The 17,232-nt window shown below is 70.8% G+C and carries 15 protein-coding genes; 10 read left to right on the top strand and 5 right to left on the bottom strand.

Translation table 11 applies throughout. The features are described 5' to 3' along the window. Window positions 1–98 precede the first annotated feature (98 nt). The 8 genes from ACIBO2_RS00140 (at window position 99) to ACIBO2_RS00105 (ending at window position 10,314) form a co-directional block, all read left to right on the top strand. On the top strand, window positions 99–1,763 hold the full coding sequence (locus ACIBO2_RS00140) for a PspC domain-containing protein (protein WP_358548788.1): 1,665 nt from the start codon (window positions 99–101) through the stop codon (window positions 1,761–1,763). Next, window positions 1,753–1,956: a hypothetical protein gene (locus ACIBO2_RS00135; RefSeq protein ID WP_358548790.1), complete on the top strand. Its 204-nt coding sequence runs from the start codon at window positions 1,753–1,755 to the stop codon at window positions 1,954–1,956. The genes ACIBO2_RS00140 and ACIBO2_RS00135 overlap by 11 nt, the downstream gene beginning before the upstream one ends. A 70-nt stretch (window positions 1,957–2,026) precedes the next feature. Next, entirely contained in the window at window positions 2,027–2,509 is a 483-nt protein-coding gene (locus ACIBO2_RS00130) for a (2Fe-2S)-binding protein (protein ID WP_358548793.1), read from the top strand. Further along, window positions 2,506–4,821 (top strand): xanthine dehydrogenase family protein molybdopterin-binding subunit, encoded by a 2,316-nt coding sequence (locus ACIBO2_RS00125; RefSeq protein ID WP_358548795.1) that lies wholly within the window; start codon window positions 2,506–2,508, stop codon window positions 4,819–4,821. The genes ACIBO2_RS00130 and ACIBO2_RS00125 overlap by 4 nt, the downstream gene beginning before the upstream one ends. Beyond that, on the top strand, window positions 4,818–5,672 hold the full coding sequence (locus ACIBO2_RS00120) for a xanthine dehydrogenase family protein subunit M (RefSeq protein WP_358548866.1): 855 nt from the start codon (window positions 4,818–4,820) through the stop codon (window positions 5,670–5,672). The genes ACIBO2_RS00125 and ACIBO2_RS00120 overlap by 4 nt, the downstream gene beginning before the upstream one ends. Window positions 5,673–5,747: 75 nt before the next feature. Beyond that, window positions 5,748–6,455 (top strand): SRPBCC family protein, encoded by a 708-nt coding sequence (locus ACIBO2_RS00115; protein ID WP_358548797.1) that lies wholly within the window; start codon window positions 5,748–5,750, stop codon window positions 6,453–6,455. A gap of 161 nt (window positions 6,456–6,616) precedes the next feature. Beyond that, a complete protein-coding gene (locus tag ACIBO2_RS00110; protein ID WP_358548799.1) occupies window positions 6,617–9,253 on the top strand; it encodes a CDP-glycerol glycerophosphotransferase family protein in 2,637 nt (878 codons plus the stop codon). Further along, on the top strand, window positions 9,250–10,314 hold the full coding sequence (locus ACIBO2_RS00105) for a glycosyltransferase (RefSeq protein ID WP_358548801.1): 1,065 nt from the start codon (window positions 9,250–9,252) through the stop codon (window positions 10,312–10,314). Before ACIBO2_RS00110 ends, ACIBO2_RS00105 begins: the two co-directional genes overlap by 4 nt. A 12-nt stretch (window positions 10,315–10,326) precedes the next feature. On the opposite strand, the gene ACIBO2_RS00100 is transcribed toward ACIBO2_RS00105, so the two are convergent. From ACIBO2_RS00100 to ACIBO2_RS00090, 3 genes are read right to left on the bottom strand one after another with little or no spacing between them, the layout of a single operon-like run. Next, window positions 10,327–11,376: a sulfotransferase gene (locus ACIBO2_RS00100; RefSeq protein ID WP_358548804.1), complete on the bottom strand. Its 1,050-nt coding sequence runs from the start codon at window positions 11,374–11,376 to the stop codon at window positions 10,327–10,329. Window positions 11,377–11,393: 17 nt separating this feature from the next. Beyond that, window positions 11,394–12,218 (bottom strand): CDP-alcohol phosphatidyltransferase family protein, encoded by an 825-nt coding sequence (locus ACIBO2_RS00095; RefSeq protein WP_358548806.1) that lies wholly within the window; start codon window positions 12,216–12,218, stop codon window positions 11,394–11,396. Window positions 12,219–12,267: 49 nt separating this feature from the next. Then, a complete protein-coding gene (locus ACIBO2_RS00090) occupies window positions 12,268–13,707 on the bottom strand; it encodes a glycosyltransferase family 2 protein (protein WP_358548808.1) in 1,440 nt (479 codons plus the stop codon). Window positions 13,708–13,866: 159 nt separating this feature from the next. Between ACIBO2_RS00090 and pseH the strand changes: the two genes are divergently transcribed. Together pseH and pseI are read left to right on the top strand one after the other, a co-directional pair. After that, on the top strand, window positions 13,867–14,385 hold the full coding sequence (gene pseH, locus ACIBO2_RS00085) for a UDP-4-amino-4,6-dideoxy-N-acetyl-beta-L-altrosamine N-acetyltransferase (protein ID WP_358548811.1): 519 nt from the start codon (window positions 13,867–13,869) through the stop codon (window positions 14,383–14,385). Continuing rightward, on the top strand, window positions 14,382–15,425 hold the full coding sequence (pseI, locus tag ACIBO2_RS00080) for a pseudaminic acid synthase (RefSeq protein ID WP_397294574.1): 1,044 nt from the start codon (window positions 14,382–14,384) through the stop codon (window positions 15,423–15,425). The genes pseH and pseI overlap by 4 nt, the downstream gene beginning before the upstream one ends. A gap of 71 nt (window positions 15,426–15,496) precedes the next feature. Here the strand turns inward: pseI and ACIBO2_RS00075 are convergent, their stop codons facing one another. Further along, window positions 15,497–16,495: a PseG/SpsG family protein gene (locus tag ACIBO2_RS00075; RefSeq protein ID WP_397294572.1), complete on the bottom strand. Its 999-nt coding sequence runs from the start codon at window positions 16,493–16,495 to the stop codon at window positions 15,497–15,499. Beyond that, complete coding sequence (locus tag ACIBO2_RS00070; protein ID WP_358548820.1) at window positions 16,492–17,220, bottom strand: glycosyltransferase family protein; 729 nt, start codon at window positions 17,218–17,220, stop codon at window positions 16,492–16,494. The genes ACIBO2_RS00075 and ACIBO2_RS00070 overlap by 4 nt, the downstream gene beginning before the upstream one ends. Window positions 17,221–17,232: the final 12 nt, after the last annotated feature.

Below are 17,232 nucleotides of genomic sequence, written 5' to 3'. Positions count from 1 at the left end.
ACATGAAGGCCGCGTTATGGACATCAGGGAACAACCCCCGGGTCGGGTCAGGGGTCTCCCGGATGCGTACGGCGGGCCGGTGGGGCCACGATAGTGGCATGACAGAAGCACCACCGAAGGAACCGGCCGCTCCGCCGACCGCGCTGCGACGTAGCAGCGAGGGGCGCTTCGTCATGGGAGTCTGCGCCGGGCTCGGACGCTACACGGGGATCGACCCGGTGGTGTTCCGCGTGGCCTTCGCGGTGCTGCTCTTCGGCTCCGGGATGGGGCTGTTCCTGTACATCGCGGCGTTCCTGCTGATGAAGGAGCCGAACGGACGGCCTGGTTACATCGAGCAGTGGACCGGGCGCGACTTCGCCGCCGACACCGTGATGGCGCTGCTGACGGCGGTGCTCGCCGCCGGGCTCGGCCTCAACCTGGCGACGGTCTGGCTCGACTCGGGCACGCTGGTGGTCGGCATGATGCTGGCCATCGGGCTGCTCGCGGCGCACACCAACGGCGTGGACCTGCTCGGCCTGGTCCGGTCGATGCCCGAGCGGCTCACCCACCGCGCCCAGCCGGGCGAGTCCGAGCCGTACTTGAACGACTTCACGTATGCGCCCATCCCCGGCCAAACCGCGCCCACGACGGGCTATGCGCGGCCCCGCCCGGCCGCCGCCCCGTACACACGCGAACCGGTGACGGAGACGGACAGGGCGGCGGAGACGCCGACGGAGACGGTGACCGCGTCTCCCGTCGTATCGGAGCCGCCGACCGCCCCGACGCGCGTCAACCCCGTCCCCGCCGACGTGCCGATCGACGACCGGGCCGCCGACGAGCCGACGCGAGCGCCGATCGACACCCCGGCCGCCGTTCGCGCCGAGCCGTATGAGAGGGCTGAGCCGTACGGGAGCGCAGAGCCGCACGGGAGCGCGGAGCCGCACCGGAGGTCCGCCCCCGAGACGCCGCCTCAGACGCCCCAGCCGCCCACACCGCCCGCGCCGCCGCGCTTCCGTGCCGACCCGATGACCGCCCTCAGCTACGGCGAGCCGTTCGCGCCGAACGGCCCCTTCCAGCCGCTCGACCCGCGCAAACGAGCCGGCGGCTACTCGCCGTACGACCCCGCCCTGTACGGCAGGCCGACGCCCCCGCCCCGCCAGAAGCAGAAGCGGCCCAGATCGTTCATCGGCGCCATGACCATGTTGCTGGCAATCATCATTGGAGGGATCGTCGTGGCGGTCCAAGCCAGGTCCGCCTCGGGGGTCAGTCCCACCCTGGTCGGCGGCGCCGTACTCGTCACCATCGGCGCCGGGCTGCTGATCGCCGCCTGGTGGGGTCGCGGCGCGGGCCTGGTCGCGGCCGGCACATTGGTCGCCCTGCTGATCGGTCTCGGCCTGATGGTCGGCGACCTGCCGCGGAATGTCGGCGACTTCGTCTGGCGGCCGGCCACCATGGCGGAGGCGAGCCGGATCTACGACGTGGGCGTCGGGGACGGCCGGCTCGACCTGTCCGAGCTCAAGCTCACGCCGGGCGCGAGCCTGACGGTCAACGCCAAGGTCTCGATCGGCGAGCTGATGGTGATCGTGCCACCGACGGCGCGGGTCGAGGTGCACGCCACCAACAAGGTCGGCGACATCAAGGTGGACCAGTCGCTCAGAGGCGGCGTAGACGTCAAGTTCGACAAGGTGCTGGAGCCCGACACGCGCCCGAAGGGCGCCATTCCGACGATCGTGCTGAACCTGCGGGGCGGCATCGGCGACATGGAGGTGCGGCGTGGCGCGTGAGGTCGACAAGCCGCGCCGCGTGCACCGGACGGACTGGATGGCGCTGCTGAGCGGCATGCTTTTCGTGGTGCTGGGCATCCTGATCCTGACCCATGAGATCACGGACCCCCTGGTCCTGGTGTCTTTGGTCATCATCGGGCTGGGCTTCGCGGGGTTCGTCGCCGTAATCGCGCGGGTGATCCGCGGCAAGTAACCCTTGACCGGGAAAAACACCGGCGTACGTTGGCCTTGTCCGCCTTTCCCGCGCTCCTCTGGGAGGACGTATGCCTCGGACAGCCATCACCGTCGACGGAGTCAAGTACGAGGAGGAAGTCGAGCCGCGGCTCCTTCTCGTCCACCTGCTACGAGATCGTCTGGGCAAGACCGGCACCCCGGTCGGCTGCGACACCAGCAACTGCGGCGCCTGCACCGTCATGCTCGACGGCAAGAGTGTGAAGAGCTGCTCGGTACTCGCCGTGCAGGCCGACGGCTGCGACATCGTCACCATCGAGGGCCTGGGCGCCAACGGGTCGATGCACCCGATGCAGCAGGCCTTCCACGAGGAACACGCCCTGCAGTGCGGCTACTGCACCCCCGGCATGGTCATGGCCGCGATCGACCTGCTCAGGGACAATCCGGATCCGTCGGAGGACGCCATCAGGGAGGGCCTGGAAGGCAACCTCTGCCGGTGCACCGGCTACTGCAACATCGTCCGCGCGGTACGCCGGGGCGCCCAGGAGATGGGCCAGGCGGTGAAGACGCGATGACCGAGGTCGGCAAGGCGAGGAAGCGCAAGGAGGACGCGCGGCTGCTGACCGGGCGCACCCAGTGGACCGACAACCTGGTGCAGCCGGGGATGCTGCACGTCACGTTCCTGCGCAGCCCGATGGCGCACGCGCGGATCACCGGGGTCGACGTCTCGGCGGCACGCGAACTGCCGGGTGTCGTTGCGGCGTTCAGCGGCCAGGACTTCGCCGCCGAGCAGGGCAGCCTGCCGTGCGCGTGGCCGGTGAGCGAGGACATCGTGATCCCCGACCACCCGCCGATGGCCGTGTCGGAGGTGCGTTACGTGGGCGAGGCCGTCGCCTGCGTGGTCGCCACCGACCGCTACCGGGCCGCGGACGCGCTGGAGGCGATCGAGGTCGACTACGAGCCGCTGCCGCCCGTACTCGACATGAACGAGGCGCTCACCCCTGACAGCCCCAAGGTGCACGAGGCGGGCAACCAGGCGTTCACCGCGAAGATCACCTCGGGTGACATCGAGGCCGCCTTCAGGGACGCGCCGGTGGTCATCGACCGGACCTACATTCAGCAGCGGCTGATCCCGAGCGCGATGGAGCCGCGGGCGGTGCTCGCGACCACCGACGGCGACTCCTTCACGCTCTGGTCGGCCACGCAGATCCCGCACGTCCTGCGCGTCATGCTGGCCGTGGTGACCGGCATCCCGGAGCACAAGATCCGGGTGATCGCGCCCGACGTGGGCGGCGGGTTCGGCTCCAAGCTGCAGGTCACCGCCGAAGAGGTGCTGTGCCTGCTGCTCACCAGGCGGCTGGGCAAGCCGGTCAAGTGGACGGAGTCCCGCTCCGAGGGCAACCTGACCGTGCACCACGGCCGCGACCAGATCCAGCACCTCAGGCTGGCGGCCGAAGCCGACGGGCGGATCCGCGGGCTGCAGGTGGAGTTGCTGGCCGACATGGGCGCCTACCTGATGCTGGTCACGCCCGGCGTGCCGCTGCTCGGCGCGTCGATGTTCAACGCCATCTACAAGATGGACGCCTACGAGTTCGGCTGTACGGGCGTCTTCACCACGAAGATGCCGACCGATGCCTACCGTGGCGCGGGCCGGCCCGAGGCGACGTACGGCATCGAGCGGATCATGGACGAGCTGGCCGCCGAGCTGCGCCTGGACCCGCTGGAGGTACGGCGGCGCAACTGGATCAAGCACGAGGAGTTCCCGTACACCACCATCTCCGGGCTGACCTACGACTCGGGCAACTACGAGGCGGCGACGGACAAGGCGATGGCGCTGTTCGGCTATGACAAGCTGCGCGCCGAACAGGCCGACCGGCGTGACCGTGGCGACCCGGTCCAGCTCGGGATCGGGGTGAGCACGTTCACCGAGATGTGCGGGCTGGCCCCGTCCCGGATGCTCGGCGCGGCCAACTACGGCGCGGGCGGCTGGGAGCACGGCTCGGTACGCATGCTGCCCACCGGCAAGGTCGAGGTCATCACCGGCACCTCCCCGCACGGCCAGGGACACGTGACCTCGTGGAGCCAGATCGCGGCCGACGCGCTCGGCGTGCCGTTCGAGGACATCACGGTGCTCCACGGCGACACGGCGATCGCGCACAAGGGCATGGACACCTACGGCTCGCGCTCGCTGACCGTCGGCGGCATCGCCGTGCTCAAGGCGTGTGACAAGGTCAAGGACAAGGCCAGGAAGCTCGCCTCGCACCTGCTCGAATGCTCGCCCGACGACCTGGAGTTCGCCGAGGGCGTGTTCAAGGTGAAGGGCACCGACTCCCAGAAGACCATCCAGGAGCTGGCCTACGCCGCGTTCACCGCCCACGACCTGCCCGAGGGCGTCGAGGCCCGGCTCGACTCCGACGCCACCTTCGACCCGGAGAACTACTCCTTCCCGCACGGCACCCACCTGTGCGCGGTGGATGTGGACACCGAGACCGGCATGGCGAAGATCCGCTCGTATGTGGCGGTCGACGACGTGGGCACGGTGGTCAACCCGCTGATCGTCGAGGGCCAGATCCACGGCGGCATCGCGCAGGGCGTCGCGCAGGCGCTGTACGAGGAGGCCGTCTACGACTCGGAGGGCAACCTGCTCACCACCACGATGGCCGACTACCTGCTGCCGACGGCGATGGACCTGCCGGACTTCGTCACCGACCGGACCGAGACCCCGGCCACCAGCAATCCGCTGGGTGCCAAGGGCGTCGGCGAGGCCGGCACGATCGCCTCGACCCCGGCGGTCGTCAACGCCATCGTCGACGCGCTGCGACCACGCGGCATCCACGACATCCAGATGCCATGTACACCCGAGCGGATCTGGAGGGCGCTGCGATGATCCCGGCCCAGTTCGACTACGTCCGCGCCGGCTCGCTCGGCGAGGCCGTCCAGGAGCTCGCCGCCGACGAGGACGCCAAGGTCCTCGCCGGTGGCCAGTCGCTCCTCCCGCTGCTCCGGCTGCGGCTGGCCTACCCGTCGAAGCTGGTCGACGTGGGCCGCCTGCCCGAGCTGACGGGCGTGCACGACCGTGGCGACCACGTCTTCATCGGCGCGATGGCCACGCACGACGAGGTGATGCGCTCCGGCGTGGTCAACGCCGACTGCCCGCTCGTGGCACAGGCCACCGCGACGGTCGCCGATCCCGCCGTACGCCACCGCGGCACGTTCGGCGGCTCTCTGGCGCACTGCGACCCGGCGGGCGACCTGCCCGCGGTGGTCCTGGCGCTGGAGGGCGTCTTCGTGGCCAGGTCGGGTGAGGGCGAGCGGGAGATCCCCGCCGCCGAGTTCTTCGTCGACTACCTGGAGTCGGCGCTGCGGCCGGGAGAGGTCCTGGTCGGGGTGCGGCTGCCGAAGCTCGGCGCCGGCTGGGGCTATCACTACGAGAAGTTCCACCGGACCGCGCAGTCGTGGGCCATCGTCGGGGTGGCCGCGGCGGTCAAGCGTTCCAACGGAGCGATCGAGGAGGCGCGGATCGGCCTGACCAACATGGGCCCGACGCCCGTACGGGCCCACGCGGTCGAGACCGCCCTGCGGGGCAGGCAGCTGAGCGATGACCTACGGCAGGCGTGCGAGGAGGCGGCGGCCGGCACCTCTCCGCCCTCCGACCTGCACGCCCAGCCCGACTATCGCCGGCACCTGGCCAGGGTGCTGACCCATCGCGCGATTCTGCACGCCGCCGGGTCTCCCTGACCGGTTCGAGGGGGCGCCCTTTCGGGGCGCCCCTTCTCAGTCGTAATGTCGCAATCAGCGGAGAGGAGCGGATCCATGGCGATGCGGTTCGAGCATGAGTTCAGCGTTCCAGTGCCGGTCGAGCAGGCGTGGGCCGTACTGCTCGACGTCGAACGGGTCGCGCCGTGCCTGCCGGGGGCCTCGCTCGACCTTTTCGAGGGCGACGAGTTCACCGGCCGGATGAAGGTCAAGGTCGGCCCGATCACCGTCACCTACCGTGGCGTGGCCCGGTTCGAGAACGTCGACAAGGACGCCCATACGCTCACCATCGAGGCGTCGGGCAAGGAGGCGCGCGGCGCGGGGACGGCCTCGGCGACCGTCAAGGCCACGCTGACGCCGGACGACGGGTCCACCACGGTCCGGGTGGAGACGTCGTTCAACGTGACCGGCCGGCCCGCCCAGTTCGGGCGCGGGGTCATGGCCGAGGTCGGCGCGAAGCTCATCGACAAGTTCGCCGCCAACCTCGCGCAGTTGCTGACCGAGCCGGCTCACGAGGCGCCCGCCGTGCCTGCAGCCGTACCCGCAGAGCCCCTGGAGGGCGAGCCGCGGCTGAGCGTGGTGCCCGGTCCCGAGGAGGACGTCCGGCCCGCCGGGACGCTGCGTACGTCGCGCACGCCCGACGAGGAGGCGCTCGACCTCCTGGAGATCGCCGGGACGCCGCTGCTGAAGCGCCTGGCGCCCGTCGCCGGGGCGATCGCGGGGCTGCTGCTCATCGGCTGGCTGATCAGACGTCTCATGCGCTGACATCGGCCCGGCTGATCGGACGTCTCATGCGCTGATATCGGCCGGCTGATCAGTCGCGCTGATATCAGCAAAGACACCATCAAGTCCGGACACTTCGCCCGATGCTGGGGCAGTTCATCCCTACATGTCTTATTTCGGGGGACATTCCGGGGGAGATGAGCATGCCGGACTGCACTGTTGTCGTGATCACCTACAACGACGCGGCCCGCCTGCCCAGGGCCGTGCGCTCGGTACTCGGCCAGTCGCTACGCGACCTCGAAGTGATCATCGCCGACGACGCGAGTACCGACGACACCCCCCGGGTGGCGAGCGAGCTGGCGCGGTCCGATCCCCGTGTCCGCTACCTGCGCCGGCAGGTCAACAGCGGCGGCTGCGGCGCGCCGCGCAACGACGGTCTCGACGCGACGACCGCGCCGTACGTGATGTTCCTCGACAGCGACGACGAGCTGCCCAGGCACGCCTGCAAGAGCCTGCTCGGCGAGATCGAGCGGACCGGCGCCGACTTCGTGGCCGGGCAGATCTCCCGGCTGCACGAGCGGAACGGCCGGCTGGCGCCCTACTACCCGTCGCTGTTCGCCAAGAGGCGGGTCGTGGCGGGCATCGGCGCGGAGCCCGAGCTGTTCCTCGACTGCTTCAGCACCAACAAGCTCTACGACGTGCGCTTTCTACGCGAGAACGGGCTGCGCTTCCCGGAGGACATCCACTACGAGGACCACGTCTTCGCGGCCGGCCTGTACGCCGTGTCGCGCCGGTTCGCGGTCGTGCCCTGGGTGGTCTACCACTGGCACCGCGCGCCCGACGACCGCTCCATCTCGCTCAACATCAAGGAGATGGACAACGTACGGCACCGCGTGGTGGCGGCCCGGATGAGCGACGACGTGCTGCGCGCCCACGACGCCGCGGACCTGGTGCCCGACCGGCAGTACCGCTTCCTCAGGCAGGACCTGCGCGTCTACCTCAACCCGCTGCCCAGGCGCGGCCGGGTGTGGGCGAAGGAGTTCGCCTCCGTCGTGCGGCCGTACCTGGAGGAGATCCCGCTTGAGGTGTTCGAGCGGATCGAGCCGATGGCCCGGGTCTGCTGCCATCTCATCCTCGGCGACCGGGTCGACGACCTGCTGGTGGCCGCCCGGTCGCTGCCCGACCCGTGTGCCGCCCCACGGGCCGCCGTACGCCATGAGGGACGGACGTACTGGGGCACGACGGTCACGCCCGGCATGGACATCACCCGGCTGCGGATGGCCGAGCTGCCCTACACCGCGGCCCGGCTGCGGCACGAGGTGACCGAGATCGCCGGGGACGGCGAGCGGATCCGGATGAGCGTGCACACCTACGACCCTTTCGGGGTGCTGCCGGTCGATTGGACGGCCTTCCTCCAGCTCGGCGGCCAACGCGTCCCCATCGAGCCGGTTCCGTCCGGTGACGGCGGCTACGTGAGTGAGATCACCTTCACGCCCACGGCCTCGTGCGAGCCGCGCATCGGGTTCACCAGGAACAGCGACGGCCGCACCACGACGGACCGGCTGATGGCCCCGCCCGACATGGAGCCGATCGCGCTGCAAATGGCGCGCACGGTCACGGCCGAGGGCAACGCCGCCTACCTGCGCGTACGCGTCCCTTCGGTCAGGTCACGGCTCCACCGGATCAAGCGCCGGTTGCTGCGGCGGTTCAGCACACCGGCGATGAAGCTGCGCTTCTACAAGACGGTGATCCGCCTGCTCCCGCCCCGCCCTGACCTGGCCCTGTTCGAGGCCGACGTCGGCAAGGGCTACACCGGCAGCCCGCGCGCCATCTACGAGGAGCTGCGGCGGCGCGGCCTGCCGATCCGCGTCTTCTGGTCGGTGGCCAGGTGCCGGGCGAACTTCCCCGCCGACGCCCGGCTCGTCCGCCGCGGCGGCTGGCGGTACGTCTGGCTGCTGGCCCGCGCGGGCATCTGGGTCGACAGCCACGGTTTCCCGCTCAACTACCCGAAACCGCCCGGTACCCGTTATCTCCAGACCTGGCATGGCCAGGGCATCAAGTCGGTCGGCTTCGACGCGCCCGACCTGCGCGCTGACTTCGACCGCCCGCGCACCGAGTGGCGCGCCGCCGTCGCCCGCTGGGACGCGCTCGTCTCGCCGAGCGCCGAGTTCTCGCGGGTCTTCCTGCCCTCCAACGGCTACACGGGTCAGGTCCTCAGGTACGGCACGCCGCGCTGCGACGCGCTGGTGCGCCAGGAGAGCAGGCACGACGTCCTGCGACGGCTGGAGATACCGCCCGGCAGGAAGATCCTGCTCTACGCGCCCACCTATCGCGACCGGGCCAAGAACAGCGGCCGATCGGTCCGGGCGGACCTGGAGCTGATGGCCGAGGAGCTGGCCGACGAGTGGGTGCTGATCCTGCGCACGCACCCGGTGGAACGCTTCAGCACCCCGCAGCACATCAGGCACTTCGTCCGGCCCGCCGGGTCGTACCCGGAGATCAACGACCTGATGCTGGCCTCGCACGCGCTGCTCACGGACTACTCGTCGGTGATGTGCGACTACGCGCTGACCGGCAAGCCCATGGTGTTCCTGATCGACGACTGGGACGAGTACCGGCTGACCGAGCGAGGCGTCTACCACGACCTGCCCGCCATCGCCCCCGGGCCGTGCGTCACGACGACCGAGGAGGTGGTCGAGGCGCTGCGCGAGCTGCCGGCCGTACACGCGGCCCATGCCGAGCGGTACGCGGCCTTCCGCGAGCTGTGGTGCGCGGACGAGCGCGGGGACGCCGCCGCGCGCGTCGTGGACGCCTTCTTCGGGCACCGGGCGGCGTCGTGACCGTGGTGTTCGCCTGCATGGACGCCGACACGCTGGGAGGCATCCAGCAGGTGACGCACACCCTGGCGCAGGGGCTGGCCGAACGCGGCTACGACGTGCACGTGGTCGGCCTGCACCGGGCGACGGCGCCGTTCCGCTATGTCGAGGAGCCCGACTACCATCGCCACGTGATCAGCCCGGAACCCCTGGGACCGCAGAGCCCGCGGGCACGCAAGCGGGCCGACGAGCGGCTGGCCGCCTTGTTCGGCCCGATGCGGACGGGTTTCGCGGTGCTGACCTCGCCGGGGGTGGTGACGCGGCTCACGTCCGTCCTGCCCGGCTCGCTCCATCGGGTCGGGCAGTATCACGGCTCGTACGAGCACGCCCGCGGCTGCTGGCACCTCGGCTCGATCAGACAGCACTACCCCAAGCTCGACCAGGCGGTCTTCCTCAGCGAGGACGACGCCTGGCGCTTCTCCGAGGACGCGCTGCTGCCCAACACCTGGGCCCTGCCCAACCCGCTGGCGCGCTGGCCGGAGGAGGTGTCCGGGCTGGAGACGCCCCGGGTGCTGGGGGTGGGGCGGATGGAGGGGGTCAAGCGATTCGACCGGCTCATCAGCGCGTTCGCCAGGGCCGGCGCGCCGGCGCCGTGGGAGCTGCACCTGATCGGCGACGGTAGTGAGCTGGAGCGGCTGCGCGCGCACGCCGTGCGCGAGGGGGTCGGGGATCGGGTGGTGTTCAGGGGCCGCGTCCCCGCCGCCCGGATGACGGGCGAATATCTGAAGGCGGCGATCGTGGGGCTGACCAGCGAGCACGAGGGGCTGCCCATCGTGCTGCTGGAGGCGGCGGCGCATGGGGTGCCCGCGGTGGCGTTCGACGTGTCGGGCGGGGTGCGATCGGCGGCGCCGGTGCTCGTCCCGGCCGGGGACGTCGGCGCGTTCGGCGCGGCGCTGGCCCGGCTGATGGGCTCGGCGTGGGAGCGGCGGCGCCTGGGCGCCGCCGCTCGAGCACGAGCCGCCGCCTTCCGGCTCGACCACGTGCTGGACCGCTGGGAATCCCTGTTCGTCCACCTGACCAGGTGACGAGCAAATCTGCTATCGCGCGCGCTGGGCCAGCTCGGGCGACTCGTTACGCGGCTGCGGAATCCCGGCGAGCAGCTGCTGCTTCGAGGTGAGCAGCGCGGCGACCGGGCTCGGCTCGCGCAGCCGGTTGATGCGGTCGCGCACCATCTTGCGCATCCGGTTGGCGCGGCGCTTCTGCATCGTCTTGTGGCAGGTGACCAGATGCTCCTTGGACGCCGCCGGCGCGCCGGACAGCTCGTAGCCGTTGGCCTCCAGCCGGTCGCCGAGCACCTGCTCGCACAGCGAGATCTCCCAGTCCTCCAGCCGCTTGGCCCAGCTGCCCACCCTGGAGCGGGTGACCTCGCCGTGCGTGTTGCTGTGCCAGACCTTGTGCGCGGGGACCGCCACGGTGGCCGCCTCGCGCGGAGAGACCGTGCTCGGGTCGAAGTCCTCGTCGAGGAAGTGGCAGAGCTTCTTCATCTCTGTCGCCGGGTCGTCGGTGAGGTCTTCGTACCGCAGCTCGTAGTAGGTGTCCTCGGGCAGCATCCGCCGCAGCCTGTTGCCCGCGTCGATGGCCTCGGCCCAGGTGGAGATCGCGTGGAAGGAGTCCAGCGTGTACCAGGGCATCTCCTTCAGCGACGAGACGCAGTCGCGGCCGTCCCTGATCAGGTGGATGAACTGGGCGTCGGGGAAGAGCCTGAGCAGGATGTCGACCTGCTTGACGTAGCTCGGCCGCTTGTCTCCCCAGCGGGCCTTGTCGAAGCGGTCGGCGTACATGCGGAAGGTGGTGCCGAGCACCGAGCCGAGCGTCCCTGGCCCGTCCACGACCTGCTGGACGAAGTCCTCCCTGTCGATCTTGAGCTCGCGGAACTTGGTGCTGCGGTCGCCCGCGATCCACTCCGCGAGCGCGCGGCGGCGCTCCTCGACACGCAGGTCGCCGAACGAGCGGCGCCGGTGGTAGACGGGCACCAGGAACCTGGTCTCCGGCGGCACCGCGATCCGCGGGTGCGAGTGGAGCATGAGCTGCAGCATCGTGGTGCCGGAGCGCGGACAGCCGACGACGAAGATGGGCCGGTCTGACATGAAAACCCCCGAAAAACTTAGACGAGAACGTGCTCTCGGCTCCTCGTGGAGGGCACGCTGTGCTTGCGCGTGAAGAGCCACATCCGGTGGACGAGGTAGACCTCGTTGACCAGCAACGAGACGCTGGCGACCGCGGAGACCGGGATCAGCGCCACGGTGCCCACGAGCGGCGCGACCACGAACACCGCGGCGTGGAACTCGATGCCGCTGATCAGGTGGGCGCGGATACGGCGGCGGACCATCGCCTTGTTGATCCGCCGCACGAGACGACGTGACCGGCTCATCGGCGGCCTCTGGCGCGGTATCCGCACCTCGGGCTCGTCCTCTTCCTCCGCCCGGGCCTCACCGTCGGCCTCCCGCTCCGCCTTGACCGTCTCGCGGACCCGCTTCATCTGCGGCGCGTTGACGTACCTGAACAGGTCGACCACCGCCACCGCCGCGCCCATGACGATGTAGCGGACGTCGCCGGTGATCGCGTACTGGCCGTAAGCGAGACCGGTGGCGCAGCACACCACCCTGATCCGGTCGCCGACGTAGTCGAGCCACAGGCCGAAGGGCGTCCCCGAGCCCTTGAGCCGCGCTATCTTGCCGTCAAGGCAGTCCACCATGAAGCTCAGATAGAACATGGCCGCCCCCGCGGCCAGCAGGTCCATCGCGAGACATACGGCGGACACCATGCCGAGGACCAGCGAGACCACCGTGAGCTGGTTGGGCGTCAACCGTGTGTGGTTGGCCACCAGCAGAGCTGCCCGGCAGGCGACCGGGTCCACGAAGTACACGGTCCACCAGGAGTCTCTCCGCTTGCGTGTCGCGTAGACGTCATCGAGCGAATAGGTCCTCATGGCTTCCAAGCATGGCGACGCACCGCCGTGATCCAATTACTCTCTGGAACTACTGGGCGATGTCCATGCCGGTTCTTGACCATCCTGGCACCGACAGCCGCCAGACCTTCTGCGCCTCGGCGTCGCGAAAGCACGCCTTGAGCACCAGGCCGCACAGTTCCACCCGGGCGTGCAGCCGCCAGCTCGGGCCGCCCTCTTCGAGCCGTGCCGGATCGATCTCCACCGAGACGCCCTGCCCGCCCGTGCGCTGTACCTCCAGCGGGACCCGGCGTTCGCCGTCGGTCAGCCACATGCTGAGCCGGTTCGGCTCGCGCGCCACCCGGTGGAGGGCCACCTCACCGCGTACCTCGAAGCGGCTGCCCGTCCAGCCGCACTCATGGACCGTGGCCAGCAGCTTGACCTCGTCGCTCGCCTCGAAGACGGCGTCGGGGATCTGGAGGGTCCGGTCGCGGAAGTAGGGATAGTCGCCGTACCAGCCGATCTCGTGCGGCACGATGGGGGTGCCGTCGACCGAGTCGCGCCGGAACCTGCGCACCACCCGCAGCTCCTCGACCAGGCCGCGGCTCAGCAGGTGGAGTTCGAGCCGGCGCAGCGACGCCACCTCGCCGAGAGCGACAGGGCTCAGCCCGGCCAGCCACTCCTGCGAGAGTTCGAGCAGCGGCCCGACCTCGTCGTCCTCGGCGTACTCCAGCGCCTGGAACAGGAACAGCAGGTCCTTCTCCAGCACCACGCCGTCGAAGGCGTCGGCCAGCTCGGGCTCCTGCTCGCTGAGGAAGGCCCGGACCGCGCGGATGGCGGCCAGTCGTTCGGCCAGGTTCGGCAGCTCCATCCGCCGCTGGGTGATCGAGCTCTCCCCCTCCTCGCGCTTGCGCCAGTGGTAGACGATGTCGGGGAGCACGTCGACGCCCTTCGCCAGTACGTGCGCCCGCATGCTGAGCGGCACATCCTCATAGATCCCCGCCGGGAACTCCAGCTCGTGTTCGCGCCAGAAGTCCTGCCGGTAGACCTTGTTCCAGACCGTGCGGTCCCTGACCAGGGACCGGCGCTCCCGGATGTGCGCGCCCCGCGCGGGGCGCCTGAACGCCTTCTCGTGCATGGACGACACGGCCAGCTCGCCCTCCCTCAGGCGCAGCACCCCGCCGCACGCGAAGTCCGAGCCGCTCTCCCGCAACGACTCGACCAGCAGCTCGTACGCCTTGGGCGGCACGACATCGTCGCTGTCGGCGAAGGCCAGATAGGTGCCGCGGGCCCGCCGGATCCCCGCGTTGCGCGCCGGACCGGGGCCCTGGTTCGACTGGTCGATCAGAACGAAGCGGGGGTCACGGGCCACGAACTCGCGGGCCACCCGCGCGCTTCCGTCCAGTGAGCCGTCGTCCACGAGGATGACCTCGATGTCCTCCAGCGTCTGAGCCGCCAGAGATTCCAGACATTCGCCGATATACGGCTCCACGTTGTAGATCGGGACGACGACGCTGAGCATGGGCGTCATACCGAGAAGCTCCCTTGGGGTCGGGGTAGTTGGGGTCGAGGGCAGCATGCCCTGGTCATCACTCCGGCACGACGTTCGATGCCGCACTCTGATCAGCTCTTTGCCGGATGGATCCGCTACGTTGTGCAATGGATCGAGCGCGCTGAGTAGGGGGAAGTCGTGCTGAGACCCGTACACGACCATGAGCTGCCCGCCATCCGCCGATGGCGCAACCACCCGAGGGTGCGGGCGGCGAGCTTCACCACCCACGTCATCGCCGAGGACGAGCACGCCCGGTGGTGGGCCGGGGTAAAAGACGATCCGGCCAGACGGGTGCTGATCTACGTTCACGACGGGACCCCCGCGGGGGTCGTGACGTTCTCCGAGCTCGACCCCGCCGCGCGGAGCGGCGAGTGGGGGTTCTACCTCGATCTGGCCGGGCTGGAGCCGTCGGGCGCGCTGCTGCCGGCCTGGATCGGGCTGGAGCGAGCCGCCATCGACCACGCGTTCGGGCCGCTGGGGCTGACCACGCTGCGTGGCGAGGTGCTCGCCCGCAGCGAGGCGGCCAGGGGGCTGCACCGGCGCTTCGGCTTCGCCGAGGTCGCCGTCCACGGGCGCGACATCGACGGCGTCCGCCGCGACGTCGTCACTGTGCAACTCATCAGAAGGGACGACTCTTTGAGGAAGGACAGCGCATGATCTCCATCGCCGGGCGCGCGATCGGGGCGGGACAGCCCCCCTTCGTCATCGCCGAGATGTCGGGCAACCACAACGGCCGCCTCGAACAGGCTCTCGCCATCGTCGACGCGGTGGCCGACAGCGGCGCGCACGCCCTGAAGCTGCAGACCTACCGCCCCGACACGATCACCGTCGACGCCGACGGCCCCGCCTTCCGCTTGGGTGACGACCATGAGCTGTGGGGCGGCGAGCGGCTCTACCGGCTCTTCGAGCGGGCGCACACGCCATGGGAGTGGCACGAGCCGATCTTCGCCAGGGCTCGCGGGCGGGGGCTCATCCCGTTCTCCTCGCCCTTCGACCCCACGGCCATCGATCTGCTGGAGAATCTCGGCGCCCCGGCCTACAAGATCGCCTCTTCGGAGATCGTGGACCTGCCCCTGATCAGGCTCGCCGCCGCGACGGGGAAGCCGCTGATCATCTCCACCGGCATGGCGTCGATCGGCGAGATCCACGCCGCAGCGGAGGCCGCCCGCGAGGCGGGCTGCACACAGCTCGCCATGCTGGCCTGCACCGCCTCCTACCCCGCCGCGCCCGCCGAGAGCAACCTGCGCTCGCTGCCGCTGCTCGCCGGGCTCACCGGCGCGGTCGTCGGCGTCTCCGACCACACGCCCGGCATCGGCGCCGCGCTCGCGGCGGTCGCGCTCGGCGCGTGCCTGATCGAAAAGCACGTCACGGTGGACCGGGGTGACGGGGGTGTGGATTCGGCGTTCTCGCTGGAGCCCGCCGAGCTCGCGGCGCTCGTGGTGGAGAGCGAGCGGGCCTGGCAGTCGCTGGGCAGCGCGGTCATCGGGCCGCGGGCCTCCGAGCGCGAGGGGCTGCGGTTCCGGCGGTCGCTGTATGTCGTACGGGATGTGCGGGCGGGCGAGCCGGTGACGGAGCAGAACGTCCGCTCCATCCGGCCGGCCGGGGGGCTGCCGCCGGCGGCGGCGGCGCAGGTGATGGGCCGCCGCTTCGCCAGAGACGCCACACTCGGCACCCCGCTGACCTGGGACCTGGTCTGACGAGCGCCCGGCTCAGTGTTCGTTTAGCGGAGGGCTCGTTCAGCGGAGGGCTCGTTCAGCGGAGGGCTCGTTCAGAGGAGGGCCAGCAGCGCGTCGGCGACGCGTTCCCTGCCGCGGCCGTCGATCAGCCCGGCGCCGCGTCTGCCGTACTCCTCGCGGGCCGCCGGGTCGGCGAGCAGGCGGGTCAGGACGCCGACGGCAGCCGCGTCCGGGGCCGGTCCCAGCCCCGCCGCGAGCCCGCCGCCGACCAGCGCCTCGTAGCCGATCAGCTGGTTGTCGGCCACCCAGCTCAGCGCGGTGGGCACGCCCAGGTGCAGCAGCTCCCAGACGGCCGAGCCAGCCGCCGTGATCACCAGGTTGGCCTCGGCCATCAGGCCGGGCAGCCGGTCCGTCGGCGGGATGACCGTGACGGGCCCGTCCACCTCGAACGGCACCGGGCTGACCACGGTCGCCCGGAACGGCAGCCCGGTGGCACGCAGCGCCCCGGCCCAGGCCGGAGCCACACCGGCACTGTCGGTGCCGCCGAAGAAGCACAGCACCAGCGGCCCCTCCGGCCGGGCCGGGCGGCGGCGGGCGGTCCCCCGCATCAGCAGGACGCTGTCCCGCAACAGCACGTAGCGAGCCCCCGCCAGCCGCCCACCCCACGGCCCATCCGCAGCCTGCCCCGAGTGTCGGAAGGGGCGCAGCTCGGCGCCGAGGTTCTGGTCGAGGTAGAGGTCCGCCTCCTGGCCCAGCGGGTCGCCGTCGACGATCGCCAGCACCGCCGTGCCCGTCGCCCGCAGCGCCGCGCCCGTATCGGGAGCCAGCACGTACGAGTCCAGCGCCACCGCGTCCAGCCCGAGCACCCGCACCAGCTCGGCCAGCGCCCGCGGCTCCGAAGGCGCCGGGCACAGCGGGAACGCGCGCTGCCGCAACTGCGACTCCGCCCACGCCGACCCCGCCACGTCCCCGAGGAACAGCACCTCGGCCCCCCGCCCGCACAGCTCCTCGGCCAGCGCCACGCAGCGCATCAGGTGGCCGACCCCGCTCGCCACGCCCGCGTCGCAGCGGAACCCCACCCGGTGCGTCACGCCTCCTGCAACGCCTTCTGCGTCACGTGCGCGTTGAGCTCGCACACCTCGGGCCGCTCCCGCAGCCAGCCGACCAGCGACCGTACCGGCACGCACCGATCGCCAAGCTCCGCGACGACCCGTGAGATGAGCCGCCAGTCGTCCTCGGTATCGAGCGTGACCCGCAGGTCGGCCGCCGACGGCGCGTAGGCGAGGCCGAGCAGCCGCGACTCCCCCGGATGCGTGTAGAGGTAGGAGGTGACGTGCGTGCGGTGATGCGCGGTGGCTTCCAGGTCGGCCCGCTTCAGCGCGGCCAGCCCCGCGATCTCCACGTCGAGCCCGCGCGGCAGTGTGCGCGCCAGGCTCGTGCTCAGATAGTCGAGGCCGGGCACGGCGCGGAAGACCAGCGCGGCCTCGCGGATCACCACCGGATCGAGTAGCGGGCAGTCCGCCGTGAACCGCATGACGGCGTCGCCCGGGCGACCCCGCAGCACCTGCGTGAACCGGGTGAGCACGTCGTCGACCGGCCCTCGGTGCCAGAACACGCCGAGCCGGCGGCACTCCGCCACCACCACGTCGTCGGCCGCCTCCGTGGTGGTCGCCACCACCAGGTCGTCGACCGCGCCCGCTTCGCGTACCGCACGGACCACCCAGCCCAGCACGGAGCGGCCCCCGAGATCGCGCAAGACCTTGCCCGGCAGGCGCGTCGAGCCCATGCGCGCCTGGATGATTCCGACAATCCGCACCGAAGCCCCATT

The sequence above is a fragment of the Nonomuraea sp. NPDC050022 genome (genome assembly GCF_044460705.1).
GTDB lineage: Bacteria > Actinomycetota > Actinomycetes > Streptosporangiales > Streptosporangiaceae > Nonomuraea.
Note: the sequence above shows the minus strand (reverse complement) of the source record. Positions and strands in the feature narration are given on the sequence as shown.

Coding starts and splice junctions, on each gene's coding strand:
- ACIBO2_RS00125 (WP_358548795.1), top strand. CDS start 2,506: ATGACCGAGGTCGGCAAGGCGAGGAAGCGCAAGGAGGACGCGCGGCTG.
- ACIBO2_RS00100 (WP_358548804.1), bottom strand. CDS start 11,376: ATGTCAGACCGGCCCATCTTCGTCGTCGGCTGTCCGCGCTCCGGCACC.
- ACIBO2_RS00090 (WP_358548808.1), bottom strand. CDS start 13,707: ATGACGCCCATGCTCAGCGTCGTCGTCCCGATCTACAACGTGGAGCCG.
- ACIBO2_RS00095 (WP_358548806.1), bottom strand. CDS start 12,218: ATGAGGACCTATTCGCTCGATGACGTCTACGCGACACGCAAGCGGAGA.
- ACIBO2_RS00115 (WP_358548797.1), top strand. CDS start 5,748: ATGGCGATGCGGTTCGAGCATGAGTTCAGCGTTCCAGTGCCGGTCGAG.
- ACIBO2_RS00140 (WP_358548788.1), top strand. CDS start 99: ATGACAGAAGCACCACCGAAGGAACCGGCCGCTCCGCCGACCGCGCTG.
- ACIBO2_RS00130 (WP_358548793.1), top strand. CDS start 2,027: ATGCCTCGGACAGCCATCACCGTCGACGGAGTCAAGTACGAGGAGGAA.
- ACIBO2_RS00120 (WP_358548866.1), top strand. CDS start 4,818: ATGATCCCGGCCCAGTTCGACTACGTCCGCGCCGGCTCGCTCGGCGAG.
- pseI (WP_397294574.1), top strand. CDS start 14,382: ATGATCTCCATCGCCGGGCGCGCGATCGGGGCGGGACAGCCCCCCTTC.
- ACIBO2_RS00110 (WP_358548799.1), top strand. CDS start 6,617: ATGCCGGACTGCACTGTTGTCGTGATCACCTACAACGACGCGGCCCGC.